Here is a 19,476-nt window from a genome sequence, read left to right as displayed (position 1 = left end):
TTTCCCACTAGCTTTGCTCGTATGCGCACCCTGTCTATCTCGACTATTTATTGTTGCCGGGATTATTTCCCATGCTCACTTTGACGCGTGCAGGGCGAAGCGTCTCTTCGCCAAGCGTATAGCCCTTGCGTGCCTCTTCAACGATTGTACCTTCGGGCTGATCGCTGCTTTCGACCGCTTCGATGGCTTCATGAATATAGGGATTAAAGGTTTCGCCCACCGTTGCGACCGGCGAGAGTCCTTCACTACGCAATACTTCGTTCATTTGCCAGTGCAGCATTCGCAATGTCTGTTGCAGTTGTGCTTTGTCCAGCGTATCCTGATAAACCAGCGCTCGCTCCACATTATCCATCACATCAAGTAATTTATGGAAAAGTGCCTTCTTCTGATGCAGAACACGATCCGCCAGTACGCGCTCTTGCCGTTTGCGGAAGTTATCCTGCTCGGCCCTTTCGCGCAGATATTTGTTCCAGTTCTCGGCGGCTTCTTGTTTAGCCTGAGCCAGCTGCGCTTCTAACTCTGCGATGCGTGCGGCCTCTTCAGAAGGCGTGTTGTTATTGGTGTTTATGTTCATATTTGTGGATTCAGACTGCTGGTCAGATGCAGGAGTGGGCTGCTGTTCTGCTGACTTCTCCTGTGGCTCTTCCATAACAGTTGTAAACTCCTTAATATTCTCTATTTTCCCATCAGCGATGAGATAGTACCCAAACTTTACTGCATCTTCATTATAAACTTTGAGTCACTTCCTGTCAAGTTTTGGGAAAGTTGGCTGCCGATAACGAAACCCTCTCTATTTTATCAATCATAGTCTCTCTGATGAAGGGATGCAACCTGTACCCCACCGTAGCGACAATCCCTTGCGGTTGTCGCAGGCCATACGCATCATTAGCAGCCCGCGACAACCGCAAGGGATTGTCGCTACGTGAGATGGTGCTTTCCAGGTTATGGAGAGGATTTCTTTCCCGTCTTAGGTGTCGCGGTTGGTGTGGCTCCGTCGATGGGGGGAGCATAGCGCGTCAGGTAGAAGAAGTCGCGCTGGTCCACGTCCAGATATTCGTAGCCGGTCCCCTGCATCTGCGGATTGAGCTTGGTGATCGTCAAATTTCCGGCACTATCACGTTGATAGAGGAAGGCGCGGACCCAGAACGGGTTGATGTCTGTCTCCATCGCCGTCACCGCGCCAGCAGCCAGCAACGCTTTTCCCAGCGTCTCCGGCACCAGCGCATTGCCTGCCGCGTAGACCAGATTCCCCTCTGCGGTAATGCCAAGACCTGAACGCCACGTGTATTCGCTATTCAAGATGGTGCCTCCCCAGGCCGCTCCATCTTTCGTTAAGGGGTTAATAACTCCTTTGTTGATCAGCAGTGAGGCGTTCTGACGCCATGCGATGAGATCTTTGTTGTCGCTCTTGAGTTGCGGATCAATTCCCCAACTGCCCAATAGTAGTTTCCCCTCGCGCGTAATGGCGATGGTGGCGGTCTTTGGCTGCGGCGGCACATAGACGACGCCATCGGTCATCAATCCATATGCGCCATCTGCATACTTGAATCCGCCATTGAGTGCTGCCAGTAATGTATTGTCCTGCTGATCTTTCTTAGGAATAATCCCGGCTCCATGATTCCCCAGCGGTCCTCCCGGCTCCTGCGTGCCTGATACGACGTGTAGATGTGAAAAACGCGCGTCAAACTGTAAAAGCGTCACAATGGCGTAAGGATAGGTCGGATCGGGGCGAATAAAGGCCCGGGCGCTTAACGGGAGATAGTTATAGGGTTTTGGTGCCTGCTCTAATACGTTCCAGGTTCCCTCACCATCAAGGGCTGGCGAGACAATCGGTTGCATCGCGGACAGAGGCATCGGTTTCATGGTGGACCAGGCCGGAGGTGTTGGTGTTGGCGTCGGCTTGACCGCCGTTGGAGTCAACTTCCAGGGCGAATTGACATGCTGGCCGCTGGCCTGGAATTGCCATTGTTGCACCTTGTTTTGTGCGTTGAGATACCAGGCCTCGATTTGCGCGGTAGCGACCGGGCCGACGATGGCGCGGAACGTATCCGCGGCCCAGGCTCCCACCGTGCCGTTCCCCAGACCTAACACCAGCACAATAATTACAATCACGCTGCATGCCGCAAACCAGATCGGCACGCGCTTCTTGCGAGTTTTCTGCTGCTGGGGAAGAGATGGTGCAGCGGGCTGCTTTGTTTGTTGTGGGGGCCGGACTGTCTGCGAGATTAGCGCGTTTTGCTCGGGTTGTGGAAGCGCCCATGCTTCTGAGATTGGTCTGGCTTGCGCGACCGCCGCTTGCTGCTCCGTCTGAGGTGCTCCCCATGAAACGGGAGTCTGCTTTGCTGTCAGGTTTTGCTCAATCTGTAACATGGTCCAGGCCGCTGAAGTCATGTCCTGCGGAGGGGGCGCGACGCTGGAACCAGCGGAGAAAAGCCCGGAGGTGTGCTGCCTCGGCGCTGGCATTGCCCATGCCGATGATGTCGGTTCGACCGGTGTGGATACGGCATCAGATTTGCCAGTTTGTAGTTCGGTAAAGAATGGTGGTGGCGACCATTGTTGCGTCGATTGTTCTGGTATGACTACCGGAGTTTTTAGTGTGGTGAGTTCTGTCAGATCAGCCGTTTCTCCTATCACAGGGGGAGACAAAGGCATTGATATCTCAGGAGAAGCGGCTGGCCCATTATTTGGAATCAGCGACAACGGTTTTATAAATTGTCGCCGAAATGGTGTACGTTGCTCTTTACTCATTTATCTATCGTGTACATCATGAGCTGAACGTTCTCATGCCTTTCACGTATCTATACGTTTCGAGCCGTGAGGTGTAACCAGAGCAGGGGAGGAGTAGGATTTTAGTAAGGATATGGTTGTGTTTTTCTGGTTATTTCTTAACCAGGGGTTTTGCCAGTCCCTCAACTTCAAATGAGCAAGTAGGGTTCGCTGCGACTGAGCCGTAGGGTTCTGTTCGCAGCCCGGTGGTGGGACTCGTAGGAGTCCACCACCGGCCCGTTACACTCTCTTCTCGTTTCTCTCAAGAGCATCTGCGTTTTTTATGCCCGAAAAATAAATGAAAAAAGACCGCTACATCGCTTTCCAATGTAACGGTCGGGGGATTGTGAGGGGTTATTGCCGCCAGACCTTGACGTTGCTAAAGACGACCTCTGCGGCCTCCTGTGGACCAGTATCGAGACCACCCGTCGCGTAGACGCCGATCATACCGTGTGTGAAGTTGCCATCGTAGATTGGGCCGAGGGCGTGCTGCTGGTTCACATAGATGTCGAAGGCGGTATCGTGAGCGACCACCGCCAGCGTGTTTGGCTGGTCCGGCGTCGTATTAAACCCGGCGACGGTGAAGGTCTGTTTAGGGTAGCCCGAGATCTGCACCGTACAGTTCGCTTTGCCTGGTCCGAAGCAGGCGGTGAGGTTATAGCGTCCACTTTTATATATCTCGAAATAGTAATAGATGCCGCTCTGACTATTGCCCCGGAACATAATGCCGCCGCCGCTGAATTGTGCGCCAGCCTGGAGAATGTTCATCTGCACCTGATAGGTGAAGTTGGTGAAATCGGTCGCCTGCGCAAAACAGGTGCCTGCTGCAACGCTATTGCCAATAGAAGCCACGTGATAGGCACCGCCGGAAAATTTGCAGGAATTGCCGGTGTTAGTGTCTGTGTATTCTTGCCACTTGTAGTTATTCTTGCTTAACGGATCGTTAATGACCAGCGTGCCGGTTTTGGGCGGATAAGGATTGGCTGTATTCACCGTTGCAGTAGGAATGGTCTGGTCTGTCGTCTGTGTGGGTGTTGGTTGCGTCGTGGCAGCTGTTGGCTGTGCGGCGTTCTGGCTCGTGCTGGTTGCCTGAAGCGTCCTGTCTTTCGCTTGATTGGCGTTTTCCAGATAGAAAAGGCCGCCGGTGCTGCCAAGTACCAGTAAAACGACAAGTATCGATATAAGCCAGAGCACGGTTTTGTCAAAGCCAGAACGCCCTCTTTGAGGTAGCGGTTTGGTGCCAGCGTTGGCTTTATTGATCTCGTCCAGTTCCGCGTAAAGCTGCTTGATCTCCTCTGCCTCTGTAGTAGGTTTGGACGGGACCGAAAAAGATACATTGCCCGACGATTGTTTACTGGAGGGCACTGGCGTTGTGATATGGCCCGACAGCGAGACCTGATTTATTGGCCGCTGCGAGGAGGGAAATGGTCTGGTGGATGAGTTTTGTGTCATCCTATTCCCCTCAGATGAGATAACTGGCAGATTGCCCTGCGTCGATCGTTGGCGTATGGAAGGGATATGCCCTGACGAGGGCGATACTGGCGGGAAGGGACCGGATGAGCGTAGAGGCGGTAAGGCGGGTCCAGTACTGCGTGGTGTCTGCGGATTCACCCTGGGTATCCCAGGGAGCGATGTTTGTGTGATTGGCCTTTTCATCGACTGTGAAGGGATCGTGGGTTGTCCACCAGGAGGCGCTGTCAACCCGCTGAGCGATGGCAATGACGGTGATGTTGGCCTGGCTCCTGATGGTCGCAAACCGGAAGGCCTTTTAAACGTTTGTGAGTTTGGATTGGCAAATCCAGAGAGTGAGGACGGCCCGGTCAGGCCCGATAAAGAACCTGGACCCGAAAGCCCCGAAAGCGAGTTTGGATTGGTGAGGCCCGACAACGAATTTGGGTTGCCGCTGAGCGATTGTGGCGGAAATACCCCACTGGTGGCGGGTGGCAACCAGCCGGGCATGGACACCCCTGTCCGCTGCGACGCACCGCGATTTCTTCTGCTCGCCTGATATGCCAGCAATAGCGATTGGGCAAACTCTTTAACGCTCCCAAAGCGGTGTTCCGGTTCCTGTGTCAGCGCTCTCATGACGACGGCTTCGATTTCCGTTGCGAGGTCTGGTATCTTCTCTCGCAACGGTTGGATGGGAACGAGCATCTGTTGACTCGCCACTTCGGAGAACGAGCCATGAAAAGGTCTGGTGCCGCTCAACCATTCGTAGATCACAACGCCCAATGAGTATTGATCGCTGGCGGCGCACGGCTGCCCTTTCAATTGTTCGGGGGCCATGTAGACCGCTGTACCAGACATATCTTTGGTGCCGCGCGAATTGATATTCTCAACCACCATCGCAAAGCCAAAGTCGGTCAGCAAAATCTCGCCGTTTGCGCCCAACAGCATATTTTCAGGCTTCACGTCGCGATGAATGAGGTGCCGGTCATGGGCATATTGGAGCGCGGCGGCCATCTGTGTGATATAGGGAAACAGCCTGGAGATCTGAGCTGGCTTGCCGGTAAAGTGTTGACGTAGCGTTCCGCCTGGTGCATAGTCCATGACCAGAAAAGGAACCCAATCCTGGACTCCATAGTCGAGGACGCGAATAATATGCGGGTGAACCAGGTGGGCAATCATCCTTGCTTCATTATGGAACGCGTCAATATTCTTTTTCTCCAGCAGTTGCATCTGGAGTACTTTGATGGCGGCTCGTGTTCCCAGATGAATATGCTCGCCTAGATAGACATCAGCAAAACCACCTTCTCCTATACGGCGTACCAGATGATAGTTGCCTAGTTGCTGACCGACGCGATCTACCATAAATCAGTTACTCCTCCCAGGTTCGTTGCGTATCGAGTATTGATTCTAGGAGAGGGATGCTGATCCGTCAAGTACTTCCGCTCATACCGGTACCTCTGCTTCCCTCTCTTATAAATATCTTAACCTGGTTACAGTTTTCATCCTGAGTAATCTCAGTAGTAATTGCACGAATTGCCAGAGATGTTGCGACAGATTCTTTACAATTTTGTGATACTTTTTTAATAGATAGGGGCTAATGTAGAATAGTGCAGATAGGGCAAGTTATCCAATTGGATCTGTACTCTCTGATATCCTTTAAGTATGCTTGCTTTGTACCCTCCAGATTGTAGGAAATATTCCAACAGAAATTTCGTTTGTTCTGCACGGAAACTGCCAATGAACCCGGACTGCCTATGAAAAGTTGACAGGAATTGATATTATTGCATACAATCCTTAGTATGTGGGGAGGGTTTGCGCTTTTTTAAGATCTATTCAAATAAACTATTCATAAGGCAAAAATCGCGTATCTGTCCGGCAAGGGGGGCCGTCTATGAAGAGAATACGTTGCCCGAATTGTGGCAAGGAACTGCCCGACTGGGCCAATTATTGCGCCTTTTGTGGCGAAATGATTACCCCGTCATCAATTAAACTTCTCAACGATCAAAGGATAGCCCGGCAGCAAGCAGAAGAGCAGATAGCGGCACAGGATACCCTCGTGCCTGCATCTTCTTCAGTACAACGCGAGATACATCCTCAAGATCTGGAAATGACCATGCCCGGCGTACGGGGTGGGCAGACGAACGTTGCAACGGTAATAAGCACGCCCGGACGATTGCGTCGCGGGTTGATTACGCGGCCCCTGCTGGATGACCTGATGGATCAGGCATCTCAGGAAATGGACGAGGATGAGTTCCATCCTGCCACCTGGCACAAGGATGTTGAGCTGACCCCCAATCGTCTCAAACCCAGCTACCCTCCTCGCCCGACACCGCCGCGTGTGCCAGTTCCGTTTGCCAGGCGCAGCCATACCCCCGGCATCGTTGTATGGGCCAGTATGCTTGTGATGATCGCCCTGGTGTTGAGCGGCGTCTTTGGCGTCTTCGTCTCGCTGGGGCGCGGTCTGGCTGGTGCTACTCCTGAAAGTAACGAAATGGCCTTGCAGGTGACGCCAAGCAGCGTTGCTGTTGGGGGCTTAATCACGTTGCGTGGTACAAACTTTACCCCTCATACGCAGGTGGGGCTGACCCGCGATAATGCGATGCCCATGTGGGATACGGCTGGCAACACGATTATTACCACCGACGCGCACGGCAGTTTTAGCGACACCGTTCAGGTCTTGCAGGATTGGGGTGCGCTTCCACATACGCTCAATGCGGAGGATGCCGTCACCCATAAAACCGTCTCGTTTCCTATTCTGGTGACGGGAGAGAGTGGACCTTCGCGACCTGGCCACTTTCATCTCTCGGTCAATAGCCTGGACCTGGGGACGGGCGATCCAAGTGAGAGTAGCGTAAAGACAGTGGCGCTGACAAATACGGGCGGTGGTCTGATTTCATGGCAGGCGCATACGTCTGTAACCTGGCTCCTCGTCAGCCCGGCCAGCGGCAGTTTTATCAGCGGCCAGACAACTCAGGTAAAGATTGCGGTTGATCGCTCAAAACTGCAACCCGGTCCCTATAGCGCGCGCATCACCTTCGCTTCCAATGGTGGCTCTGATACCATCGAGGTGAAGATGCAGGTTACGGCGCTACAATCTGGCAATCAGGCGATCATGCAGATTAGCCCGGCGGTGCTGTCGTTCTCGGCCACCGATGGCGGCTCTTCTCCTGCGCCACAAACCGTTACGATCAATAATCCGGGGGGGCAGCAGCTCAACTGGCATGCATCCTCGAACTCCCAATGGCTCTCAGCTTCGCCGCAGTCCGGTATGGTTGATAAAGATTCGCAAGATTCGGTAACGGTCAAGGTTGATACAGGACACCTGTTGCCCGGTACCTACAACGGCGTCATTACCTTTGACAGCACAGGTTCGGACGATGCTCAGAATACGCCTCAGAGCGTCTATGTCAGCGTCACAGTCGGACCTCGCTGCACGCTTGCCGCTCAGCCAACACAGCTCAACTTTACCAGCGTGTATCGGCTCTCATCGCCAGATTCGCAAACGGTCAATCTGGGAACTTCTCAGAATTGTAAGAGCGCGATCTCCTGGACAGCCACGACGAGCGATAACTGGATCTCTCTCAGTGCGAAGAGTGGCAAGACGCCCTCTAACCCGACTGTAGATATCAATACCGCTGGTCTGGCTCCGGGTGTCTATCATGGCTCAATAGCTTTTTCCTCTTCTATGGGGACGCAGACCGTAGCCGTGACCTACACGATGGGCCAGTCAACGACGCCGCTGATGAGCGCAAGTCCTTCTTCTCTCTCGTTTAGCGCAGTGGCAGGACAACAAAGTCCGGCTTCACGGAACATTACGGTCAGCAATACCGGCGGAGGGACGTTCAAATGGAGCGCCTCGGCCTCCACTTCGAATGGTGGCGACTGGCTCTCCGTTTCGCCAACGTCGGGACAGCTCTCCGCTCAACCATCAAATACACAGTCGGCGTCTACAACGTTGCTGGGTGCAACCGGACTCTTTGATGCTCCGGCTGCTGGACAGCTTGCAAGCCATCAGTCGATCAATTTGAAGGTTTCCGCGACGCTCTCGAATTCGCTGGCACCCGGAACCTATAATGGTTCGATCACCATTAATGCTACCGATTCGTCCGGTCACTCTGCTGGTGGCAGTCCGCGCACGATCCCGGTCTCGTTTGTGGTACAGGGAGCGTGCAGCATTAGCACCTCGCCCAATGGCTTTAATTTCGTCAGCTCGGCGAATCAAGCGACGCAGCTCGCGGCGCAGAAGCTAACCATTAAGGCCGATGGTGCGTGTCCTCATGCTGTGAACTGGAATGCCTCGCTCAGTGGCTCTTGGCTGAGCGCATCTTCCACCTCCGGGAAGGTTGCCGCTAACCAGTCCAGTACGGTCAATTTGAGCGCGTCCACTTCCGGTCTCAAAGCGGGGACGTACAACGGTTCGGTGACGATTACTGCTACAGATAGCTCGACGGGTGCATCGCTTGGAAACGCCATCCAGATCCCGGTGACATTGAGCATTCAACCTTCCTGCTCATTGCAGCAGCCCTCTCAATCGGCTGTCGGCTTTAATGCGGAAGAGGGGATGGATGCTTCACCAAAGACGAAGACCTTCACGGTCTCTGTCAGTGGCGCGTGCAGCGGGAGCGTGACGATTGCGACGAAGACGACGCTGGGGTCCGGTTCAAACTGGCTCTCGCTCTCGCCCTCGTCTGCGAGCATCTCAGCTGGACAGAGCGCCACGTTCACGGTGAGTGTCAACGCCAAAAATCTTCAGGCGGGAAACTATACCGGGAGCATTGCCCTCACGGCGACCAATGGCGGTGTTGCGATTGAGGGCAGTCCTCAGACTGTTGGCGTCTCTCTGGCTGTGCAATCATCGCCAACGCTTGGGGTCAGCCCCTCTTCGCTCTCGATCCCGGTAACAACGGGTCAGGCGTCGTTGCCTGTCTCGATTAGCAATCATGGCGGCTCAGCGATGAAGTGGACGGCTGCACTTGCCCAGGATGCGCCTTCCTACGTTTCTCTGTCTGGTGGGGGAACGCATACTCTGAATGGCAACGCCAGTACCTCCGTGACGGTGAGCGTCAATGCGACCGGCATCAATGGTGGTCATGGTCCAATCAGCACCTATCTGACGATTACGGCGGTTGATGCCACGACCGGGAAAGCTGCCAGTAACAGCCCGATCAAGGTGCCGATTACGATCAATGTGGCCTCCGCGTCGTTGCAGGTGAGCGATACATCACTGAGCTTCTCAACGACGGAGGGCAACAATCCGCAATCTCAATCAGTGACGATCACCAATAACGGCGGCGATACGACCGGGTGGAGTGCAAGCGACACTCCATCCTGGTTGAGCGTCTCTCCTGAGAGCGGCAACGGCAAATCTGGAGCCTCGACGAAGGTAACGTTCTCCGTGGATGCCTCAAAGCTCAAAGGGAGTACGACTCCTTATTCTGCCCAGGTACAGTTTACGCCAGCTTCGGGAAATGCCGTCACTGTGACGGTGTTGCTGACTGTCCATTCTGCCCAGCCAACACCGACGCCCACTGCAACCCCGACCCCAACGCCTAAACCTAGCCCAACAGCAACGACGGTGGTGCCGACTCCGACACCACCGCCACAAAAGCCAACACCGACGGCAACGGCCACACCAACGCCAACGCCAACCTCAGAACCGACGAAGGTTCCGACCGCAAAGCCAACGCAGGCAAAGCCAACACCGACCCCAACACCGACCGCCACACCAACTCCCACGCAGGCACCCACAGCCACCAGCAAACCGACCCGGGTGCCGCCTTCCCCTACCGCCAAACCAACGGTGAAGCCAACACCCAAACCGACTCATGTGAGCTTCACGCCAACGCCCAAACCGACTGCAAAGCCGACGCCCAAACCGACAGCGAAACCAACTCATACAAGGGCAACACCTACACCCAGACCAACGGTTACGCCAACGAGTAGTTCGGTGCAACCAACCCCAACCGGCACACCGACATCGAAGCCAACTGTAATCCCGGCAATTTACGTCTCGGCAGGTCTCTCTAAAATCGATTAGAGAGCGTTCTGCTCACACATCAGGCTTTTCGCGCGTGCAATCTGTTCAATATCAGCCTCCCAATCCTCTTTGTTGTTCTCGTCCGTTTTAATGGGCGTCTCCATCAACACTGCCGCGTGATCGATGCGTGGATCTTGCAGGAGGGTGCGTAGTCCGTCCTCGCCGATGATGCCTTCTCCCAGCCGCGCATGCACATCGCGGTGGCTCCCCAGCGCCTTCTCGGTGTCGTTAAGATGGATGACCTTCAAGCGTTGTGGATCGATCATGTCCACAAATTGTTGTAAGACATTCAGCGTTGTCTCTGCACTGGAGATATCGTAGCCGTAGCCCCACAGGTGCGCGGTATCCAGACAGACGCCGAGGCGATTTTGATACTCGGGCAACAGATCGAGAACGGCGGCCAGTTGTGCGAATTTCCCGCCCAATGAGTTGCCTGCACCAACATCGTTTTCGAGCAGCAACATTACCTCAGCCGGTGTCTCTGACAATACTCGTGTAATCCCCTGCGCAATTCGAGCTATACCAGCTTCGACGCCTGATCCACGATGGCTGCCCGTGTGAAATATGACATATTTCGCTCCCAGACGAGCGCCGCGCCGTAATGTCCAGGTCAGCAGAGCGATAGATTTCTGCCAGTTGACCTCATCAGGCGAGCCAAGATTGATGAGATAGGGCGCGTGAATGACGATTGGATCGAGGCCGCACGCTTGAGCGGCGCTGGCGAAGAGCGCATCTCCCTCAAGATCGTCCGCTGGTGGCGTCCAGCCGGTCGGATTGCTGGCGAAAATCTGGATGGCGTTACAACCAATCTGTTGAGCCATTTCCGCCGCTTTGACGAGTCGGGAGTTAGTGGGCATATGCCGTCCGATACGCATGATCTATTCCTCGCTCTCCTGTTCTTTCGGTTGCTCTTCATCTTCAGCGTGCGCTTCCGGTGGTTTGATATGAGGCAACTGTTCCAGGCTGGTCAGGCCAAACTGTTGTAAAAACTCGGCAGTGGTGGCGAAGAGGGCCGGGCGACCTACCGTTTGGGCACGTCCCACTTCCGCGACCAGCCCATGCTGAATGAGGCTGGCCAGCGCGCGATCACTATTGACGCCGCGTACCGACTCAATCTGGCTCCGCGTCATCGGTTGACGATAGGCAATGACGGCCAACGTTTCCAGTGCGGCAGGCGTTAATTTTGCCGTCATTGGGAGTCCCAGCAGAGCCGCCACATAACGCGCATGCTCCGGGGCCGTGACCAACTGCACCTGATCGCCCAGCCGTTGCAGACGAATCCCCCGCTGCTGGCTTTCCAGATAGTATTCCAGCGCGGCCAGCGCCGCCGTTAAATGCTCCTCATCAACCCCTATAAGCTTGCGTAGCTCCCCCCTTTGCAGGGGCCGCCCGGAAACAAAGAGCAGGCTTTCAATCACCGCCCCCATTTGCCGATCAGCTAGCAGTATAGTGGGTGTTTGTGCATCGAGTGAATCTTGTTCCATTGCGAGAAAAGTATACCATGAGAAACGGGCGGAGAGAACGAACATGAACTATTCGTCATACAAAATATCTATGTTTTGATGACTCCTCCATTTTAACGGCGCATCGATGATGAAACAAACGTCATCGTTTCTTGTATTACACATCAATCGCGATGTGTCTTTGTATGTCAAAATATATAATATTAGCATATCAAATTACAATGTATTCAGAGAACGCTAAAAATGGAAATTTCTATTGACCTGGTGTAGCAAATGTGATAGATTATTAGCAGCGGAGCAACAGAATGAGATTCAATTGTGGCACTCCCGCTGTTTTCCACGACAATGAGTTTAAAATGGGTAATAGGGCAGAAGAAGGACTCAGCATGGCTAATTATGTAGGACGACCACAACAACCAATTCCTACTTCAACTTCGGTTTCGCTTCGTTTATAGTTGCGCCCTTTCCAACGAAATAGAGAGTGATCTTCGTTTACTGGTTGTGAAGATCACTCTCTATTTTTTCTCATTATGTATGGAAAGACCGATAACATGTTGAAAGCTTGACTCTCAGGTAGGGAGGCAAGCTGGCAATGGCTACAGGTTGCCAGAGCGAGCGTTGGTGTAGCGTTCGGTTAGCTCGCCTTTGGTGCGGCTATACACTTCGCGGCCCTGTTCGAGCGCTTCGCGTGCGCGCGAGCGAATATCATCGCTTAGCTCGCCGGAGCGCAATCTGACGCTCTGTTCGCTTAACAATGAGCGGGTAGCTGCTCCCGATTGCGGTGCAAATAGTAGACCGATTAAGACGCCCAGACCTAACCCTGTGAGTAATCCTAACAGGAACTTCATTGCGGTTTACCTTCCTTTCTCCGCGAAAACGTGTGTAGAGAGTTCATAATGGTGTAACGACCGGAAAGGACATAGAGCTACATCGCCACAGGCACCTACAACACGAATTCTCTGCCTACATCCTATAGTATAACGGATGACTGATCTGTCACGTATGCAGTCAAAGAGAAAAAGCGTCGTGCAGACCGTATCCGAGCATGTATTTCTGGGAGCGAGGGAAGGGCAGCGAAGTAATTATCCTCGTCCAGAGTTCTCCAGCAGTTCCTCAACGGTATCGAGGAGCGTATTGAGTTCAAATGGCTTGCGCAGCAGGTGGACGTTCTGGTAGTGTTGCTGATCGCCCTCTATCAGTTTCGCGACCTCATCGGCTTCGAGAACGGCAGCTGTATACACGATGACGGGAACATCAGCCGTAACCTCATCGCTTTTGAGTTGTTTCAAGACATCCTGCCCCGATATCGTGCCCAGCTTGAGATCGAGGATCAGCAGGTCAGGTAGTTGGCTTCTGACGGTGGCGAATGCATCTCTACCATCTTGCAAGATAGAAACCTGATACTGTTCATCTTCCAGAACGCGGCGCATCAGGTGAAGTAGATCATTTCTATCGTCAACAACGAGTATTCGCTTTGTCACAACATCTCCTCGGCGTTGCGAACCTCCACGCGACTCAAATAGCCACAATGGGGGATGAAACACCGCCTCCTCTTATCGCCGCTACATCTCTCTAAGACGTTGAGATAAAGTAGCAACGTTTCTTCCTCAGTAATGCCAGTAGTGTATCACTTTCTCGCGGATCAAACAAGATTGCCGAAGCGCTATCACTCGCCTCAGCATATCGAGTAGTGTACCACTTTATCTCAGATCAAACAAGCTGCCACAAAGTGCTACAACCTGAACTATGTGTATTTTCAAATAAATTTTGCTGGTGCATCTACGAACTCCGGGGTGAGGTCGAATATGGTAGGGGCGATGGCTGGTCCTCGTCCGCCTCCCCAAGCGCATTGGTAGGGTTACAGGACGAGGACCAGCCATCGCCCCTACCATATCTGTCATTTTTCACGTGTACCAAATAACGCGATTATTTATTGTTGCTTCAACCAGGCCATTGCATGCTCGCTATAGAAGTCGGGGCGCTCCTGCTTGAGCCAGTGCAGGGGGGCGAGCAACATTGGGGGGATGTTTGCCTTGAGCGCTTCGGAGAAGGAGGCGAGCGCGTAGGTGTCGCGTTGCAGGGAGGCGCAGAGCATTCCCTGCCAGAAATAGGCACCCCACTGGCCCGGTTCAAGCGCGATTGCCAGCTTGATTTCGGTCAATGCATTCTCCACGTCGCCGCGTAACCAGAGCGCCACCCCACGGCAGAGATAGGCTGCGTAATCGTGCGAGTCGGCTTCGGCGATCTGTTCCAGACGATCTGCCATGCTCGCGTCGGGCATGCTGAGACACATATCGATCCATTGGCTCATCCAACCATGCTGGACCCGGCTTCTATCAAGCTCCCAACTGCGCTGGTAGTCCTCTCTGGCACGGTGGATATCGGGCAGGCGCAGATATGCTTCACCGCGACTGTTATATGCAGGAGCATAGTCTGGCTCCAGCTCGATCACGCGATTGAAGTCTTCGATGGCTGTGCGCGCCTGGTTCATCCCTAAATACAGGGTGCCGCGCTGGAAGAGAGAGGTGATGTCGTTGGGAATCTCTTCCAGAAAGCAGCAGTAATCGGCGATGGCATCCCAGTTCTGCTTGAGCGCCTGATATACTCGTGCTCGATCCTTGTGTACGCCGTAGAGCGTCGGCTCAAAATCCAGCGCTTTTTGATAATCGGCCAGCGCTTGCTCATAATCGTTCAGGCCAGTATAGGCCAGGCCACGATTGTAGTAGACGAGGGCCAGCGTAGAGTCAAGGGACAGCGCGCTCTCGAAATCAGCGATCGCCTCGTGATATCGTTTGAGCAGACGATACGCCTCACCACGATTATTATAGGTGAATGCTGTGCCGGGTTGGAGTGAGAGTGCCTTTGTATAGTGCTGGATGGCGTGCTGGGGCTGTCCATTGTCGGTATAGGCTGCGCCAAGTCTATTGAGCAGGACCACATCGTCCGGGGTCAATTCAAGCGCCTCCTCAAAATCGAGAATGGCACGGTCAAATCGCTTGAGGGCTATATGTGCCTGTCCGCGACTGTTGTATGCTCCCATCATCCCCGCCTGTGCAGGATTGATTGTAATGGCTCGATCCAGATTCAAAATAGCCTGCTCATATTCATCCAGCACCATATATGCCAGACTGCGCCCAATGGTTGGGCCAACCATATCTTCTGGCTTCAGAGAGAGCGCCATACTAAAGTCATAAATGGCTTTGCGGTATTTCTTGAGCAAATAGTAGGTCAGACCGCGCTGATAATAAGCTGATGTATAGCTGGGTCGCAGCTCGATGGCCGTGTCCAGATCAGCAATCGCCAGTTGATAATCGCTCAGGCTGCGATGGACAAGGGCGCGGTTGTGGTAAACAGAGGGTTCGTCGGGTTCCAGGGCAATCGCCTGCGAAAATTCGGTCAGGGCGAGCTGGTACTCACCGGCCATCGCATGTGCCGCCCCACGCTTATTATGCTCAAGCGCACTCTCAGTTTCCATCATCTTATGTTCTCCTTTTTATAGTAGTTTCCCCGCTAATGAATAGAGGCAAGGCATCAAAAACATCAAAGAACTGATTGCAATCAGCATCTTTCTTTTGCAATAAGTGCAGCGCATGTAGAGCCAGTTTTGGAGCAGGCCGTACAGCTCGATACTTCGCATCCGCCCCATCGCCACCACTATATTGATATATGTTGATATTACAGTGGTGGAAGAGGCGATGGGATGGGCATGCAGCATGGTGGAGGTTATGAGCCAGGATATGTCTGATTGGTTGAATGCAGACATACATTGTGCTTTCAAGCGTATAGGTGAAAACGCTTTTCTCTTTTTTGTGCAACATACGATTATAAGTATCGATAATACAGTTATACTGTCCGATGTGCAAAGACACATACGATTGTAGACAGAAGAGAATAATGATAGCTGCTCCAAAGGGTGGAGCGAACGCTGCGATAATGACACCGAGAGTGACATCCGCTTGCATGGAGTAGCCTTCCCTGGTATTCATCCAAGTAGTGAAGCGATGATGGTCTGTGTGGTGGCAATGCTGATTTCAAACACCGAACCGAACTGTGTAAAGAGCGAAAGAGCGAGCGCAACGCCCTTTGGTGATAGATAAGAGCAAGGGGTTGACAGGTTTTGGCCGGTCAACGGAGATGATACGAAAAGGCATCAAGGGCGTTTGCTAACTCTTCTTCCATGATAAATGATTGCATACCGGCTGTCAACTTTGTGTGCAGTGGTATAGCCTTTTTGTCTATATCCATACATATAAATGGAAAACAAAACGAGTTAAGATGAAACGAAAGGGGTAGGAAACAAACTGAGCAGCATTATGTCAATACAGTCTGGACTTTTTGCTCTGCTACTGTGGGCTGGTGGTTGCGCAACATTCCCTGCGCCTCTTCAAACAGGTGTTGCCGTACTGACTCCGGTTCCAGCACGCGCACATGTTGTCCCCAGCTGAGCAGCCATTGCAGGGCAAGGCTCTCCTGTCTCACCATCAGCGTGACCAACAATCCTTCGGGTGTCTCTTCCTTTGAGGTGATGGGAAAAGAGCGTGCTTCAAGCACCCAGCGAGCAACCTCGTGATCGAAAAGGGCGCGGATGACAATCGCACGATCTTTCTCGCGTGTGGGAGGACGAAGCTGAAAGTTTTCGGGACGTTGAAAGGTTTTTTCGAGAATAGTAAGATTCTCGATACGATCCAGGCGAAAGACGCGATTATCCTTGCGCAAATGGCAATAGGCGACCAGGTGCCAGGACTGAAGAAAATAAGAGAGGCCATAGGGGTTGGCGTCTCGCTCGTTGGTTGTATCGTTGCCATTGCTGGCATAGCGTGTGTGATAGGTAAAATGGACTATATGGTGATCGAGAATAGCACGGCGCAAAAGTTGAAGCTTCTCATGTTCAGCGGGATTGCTATTGACTCCCAGCGCGACAAAGTGGATGCTGCTTTGAAGATACTCTACCTCGTCACGTAGCTGGGAAGGCAAGACGCCGATAATCTTGCGGCTGGCAGATTGCGCGGCAGCTCGATACTGGGCATCGAAGTTCTGGGCCATGAAATCGCTGCCCAGCAGAAGCATTGTCGCCTCTTCGGTGCTAAAGCTCAGGGGCGGCAAGAAATAACCGGGCATCAGCGAATAGCCATGTCCAGGCGTCGAGATTAGCGGGACACCGGACTCGCCAAGAGCCTGAATGTCCCGATAAATGGTTCGTTTGCTGGTCTCGAACGTGCGGGCCAGATCTTCGGCGCGTTGTCGCCCTTTGCCCTGCAATTCGAGCACAATAGCCAAGAGACGGTCAGTACGATTCATACGTTTTCTATTGTACCATCTGAGAGGAATCGTTACACTGGCAAAATCCCCTTGATTTCCACGTTTATAACAACGAACTGCGCTGTATAATACTCTGGGTGGCACTCTCTATCGGTCTGATTGGGCGGTATGCCACCAAATAACCACCATGGAGGAATGTTCATGCTTCTACAATACAGACGTTCCCTACCCATCTGTGGCCTGCTTGCACTCATCTTCCTGCTGACCGCGTGTGGCGGAGGCGACACGAACGCGCCCGACGCCAAACAACTGCTCAGCGATGCACAGACGGCAATCCAGAAGGTGAAATCATATCATTTCAATCTTGTCGCGGAAAATCCCGGCACAACCGGAAATGTGGTGATTAAGGATGCAGACGGCGATACACTGGTGCCGGATAAGCTTCAGGCTCAGGGCAATGTGTTGATGCTTGGCAACGCGGCCCAGGTCAAGCTGATCGCGATTGGAGATAAACAGTATATCACCGATCCGATTACCGGCAAGTGGACTGAGGCTCCGGGCGTCTTCGATCCTCGCACCCTGTCGAATCCACAAACAGGCATCGCCGCTATCCTGGGCAATATTCAGAATCCCAGCACGCCAACCGATAGCGATGTGGATGGCACTCCCTGTTGGAGTACCAGCGGCAAGCTCGATGCAAAATACATCGCTGGCATTACCGGCAGTGGTGCGGCTCCAGCCGGATCAACCGTTGATACGACAACCTGTATCGGCAAAACCGATAAGCTGCCCTACCTGATTAAAATGAGCGGCGTTGCGGTACAGGGCGATAGCACACAGACGGTGCGCACCTTTAAACTCTCGAAATATAATGAGGGTGTTACCATCCAGGCTCCCATGTAATCTTCTCTATTATGAAATTTTCCTTTCGTAGTTTCCCGATTTATCGGGAGGGGAGGTGCGTTACAGAGGTAGCTCGGCCTCCCGATAAATCGGGAAACTACGAATGAGATTACCAGGTTTGTTCGTAGAGAGAGGAAGCAAACCTGCGCAGTATCTCGTTCGTAGTACTGGTGCAGGTACAAATAATCTACATAGCCCCTCAGTTGGAAAGCGAGGCCGAAGACCCTATATGGATAACGGAAGAAATAGAGAAGGTAGACGACCGGCTAGACGCTACTATGATGAATACGAGCAGGATGCTTATTCTCCCAGACGCCCGTATCCTCCACGTCCACGACCTCGCAACCGTCGTCCTCGTCGCCGCCGCGTCTGGCCTGCTTTGCTCACGGGTTGCCTGTTGGGAATCCTGGTGACGGTCGTTGGCGCGGCTGTTGTGGTCTTCCTGGCTTTTCGCGCTTCTCAGGGACAGGGGGGCATCGGTATCGGGCCGGTTGGTGGTGGTCTGCAAACCTTCACGCACGAAGATACGACACAGGTTGTCTTGCCCGCCGCTCTCTCGCAGATTCAGGTTTGCGACAAGATCGGCAATATCTCCATCAAGGTTGATCCCAATGCAACAAGCGCTACGGTCAAAAGCAAGAAGATTGTGCATAAGAACACGCAGAGCGATGCCAATCAAGCGTTTGGCCGTATCGCTGTCGAGGTGCAACCGCCTGGAACGATCACCAATCCTCTCACCTGCACCAAACCGCAGGGAACACCCACGCCTTCCTCAACTCCTACCGCTATTTCTACTGGTAATGCTGGAGCGAATACTCTGACCGTCAACGTAACGATCCCGGATAGCGAGGGCTTGTTGCGAACTACCAGCGATGCCGTTGATATCTCTATTACCTTGCCTCAGAAGGCGCTGCCACAGGATAACATCGCCTCTTTGTTGCTCGATATCGAGGCTCCTGTCGGTGCGATAACTGTTGATGGGGTGAGCGGGTCGCTACAAATTAGCGGCGGCACCGGCAATGTCAAGATTTCGCATGCAGTGCTGGCTCCCGGTTCGCGGATCGGTACCGCTCAAGGAAATGTGACATTTAGTGGCTGGTTGTTGCTACCTGATACACCAGATACGAACGCTCGCTACGTTTTACAGAGTGAGAAGGGTACTATTGATGTAACGCTGCCTGGCAATACCAATGTCACTCTTGACGCCAATACGAATGTTGGTGCGATCCATAGCGAATTTCCTATTGAGGTCACTAACAACGGCGGGCCGGTGAACTATCACGGTCCGCTCAATAGCCAGGCTCCTTCACAGGCGACGGCAAAGCTGATTCTGGATGTCAGTACTGGCGATGTCAATATCCATAAAGCTCAAGCGTAAGCGCGAATCCACGAGGCAAATATTGCACCCATTACAGGTATCCTTTATAATGGCCCAGAGATGCGGAGTGCCATTATATGTTATCTCCGTCATTTTTGCTCTAAATTATTACTCCGCATATAGTACGCTCATCACTCTCATCAAGAAAGGAGAGACCGTACCCTTTCCGTCTGCATCGTGCATCTATGCATTCGACAAGAATATTGCTTGTGTGATGGGGC

13 protein-coding genes are annotated in these 19,476 nt (G+C 53.0%); 3 read left to right on the top strand and 10 right to left on the bottom strand.

All coding sequences use genetic code 11. The features are described from left to right. Window positions 1–43: 43 nt before the first annotated feature. The 3 genes from K3T83_RS17005 to K3T83_RS16995 form a co-directional block, all read right to left on the bottom strand. On the bottom strand, window positions 44–649 hold the full coding sequence (locus tag K3T83_RS17005; RefSeq protein ID WP_220204149.1) for a nucleotide exchange factor GrpE: 606 nt from the start codon (window positions 647–649) through the stop codon (window positions 44–46). Window positions 650–942: 293 nt separating this feature from the next. Then, a complete protein-coding gene (locus tag K3T83_RS17000; RefSeq protein WP_220204148.1) occupies window positions 943–2,748 on the bottom strand; it encodes a hypothetical protein in 1,806 nt (601 codons plus the stop codon). Between the two features lie 372 nt (window positions 2,749–3,120). Continuing rightward, window positions 3,121–5,577, bottom strand: coding sequence for a serine/threonine protein kinase (locus K3T83_RS16995; RefSeq protein ID WP_220204147.1), 2,457 nt, complete (start codon window positions 5,575–5,577; stop codon window positions 3,121–3,123). 529 nt (window positions 5,578–6,106) lie between these two features. Between K3T83_RS16995 and K3T83_RS16990 the strand changes: the two genes are divergently transcribed. After that, window positions 6,107–10,252: a BACON domain-containing protein gene (locus K3T83_RS16990; RefSeq protein WP_220204146.1), complete on the top strand. Its 4,146-nt coding sequence runs from the start codon at window positions 6,107–6,109 to the stop codon at window positions 10,250–10,252. Here the strand turns inward: K3T83_RS16990 and K3T83_RS16985 are convergent. The 7 genes from K3T83_RS16985 to K3T83_RS16955 form a co-directional block, all read right to left on the bottom strand. After that, the gene (locus tag K3T83_RS16985) at window positions 10,249–11,127 is read right to left on the bottom strand and encodes a deoxyribonuclease IV (RefSeq protein WP_220204145.1); all 879 of its coding nucleotides are present in this window, start codon (window positions 11,125–11,127) and stop codon (window positions 10,249–10,251) included. The genes K3T83_RS16990 and K3T83_RS16985 overlap by 4 nt on opposite strands. A gap of 3 nt (window positions 11,128–11,130) precedes the next feature. Next, entirely contained in the window at window positions 11,131–11,736 is a 606-nt protein-coding gene (gene scpB, locus K3T83_RS16980) for an SMC-Scp complex subunit ScpB (protein ID WP_220204144.1), read from the bottom strand. Window positions 11,737–12,311: 575 nt separating this feature from the next. After that, window positions 12,312–12,563 (bottom strand): YtxH domain-containing protein, encoded by a 252-nt coding sequence (locus K3T83_RS16975; RefSeq protein WP_220204143.1) that lies wholly within the window; start codon window positions 12,561–12,563, stop codon window positions 12,312–12,314. A 234-nt stretch (window positions 12,564–12,797) separates the two neighbouring features. Next, on the bottom strand, window positions 12,798–13,196 hold the full coding sequence (locus K3T83_RS16970; protein ID WP_220204142.1) for a response regulator: 399 nt from the start codon (window positions 13,194–13,196) through the stop codon (window positions 12,798–12,800). Window positions 13,197–13,645: 449 nt separating this feature from the next. Then, window positions 13,646–15,193: a tetratricopeptide repeat protein gene (locus K3T83_RS16965; protein ID WP_220204141.1), complete on the bottom strand. Its 1,548-nt coding sequence runs from the start codon at window positions 15,191–15,193 to the stop codon at window positions 13,646–13,648. Between the two features lies 1 nt (window position 15,194). Then, window positions 15,195–15,677, bottom strand: coding sequence for a hypothetical protein (locus tag K3T83_RS16960; protein WP_220204140.1), 483 nt, complete (start codon window positions 15,675–15,677; stop codon window positions 15,195–15,197). A gap of 349 nt (window positions 15,678–16,026) precedes the next feature. Further along, window positions 16,027–17,013 (bottom strand): helix-turn-helix transcriptional regulator, encoded by a 987-nt coding sequence (locus tag K3T83_RS16955; RefSeq protein WP_220204139.1) that lies wholly within the window; start codon window positions 17,011–17,013, stop codon window positions 16,027–16,029. Between the two features lie 162 nt (window positions 17,014–17,175). Here K3T83_RS16955 and K3T83_RS16950 point away from each other — a divergent pair, with 162 nt between their 5' ends. Next, entirely contained in the window at window positions 17,176–17,877 is a 702-nt protein-coding gene (locus K3T83_RS16950; protein WP_220204138.1) for an LppX_LprAFG lipoprotein, read from the top strand. Window positions 17,878–18,106: 229 nt separating this feature from the next. Continuing rightward, window positions 18,107–19,255, top strand: a complete 1,149-nt coding sequence (locus K3T83_RS16945; RefSeq protein WP_220204137.1) for a DUF4097 family beta strand repeat-containing protein — start codon at window positions 18,107–18,109, stop codon at window positions 19,253–19,255. Window positions 19,256–19,476 lie beyond the last annotated feature (221 nt).

Source organism: Reticulibacter mediterranei, from assembly GCF_016587455.1.
The sequence above is the reverse complement of the archived record's forward strand: the minus strand, read 5'-3'. Positions and strand labels throughout refer to the sequence as shown.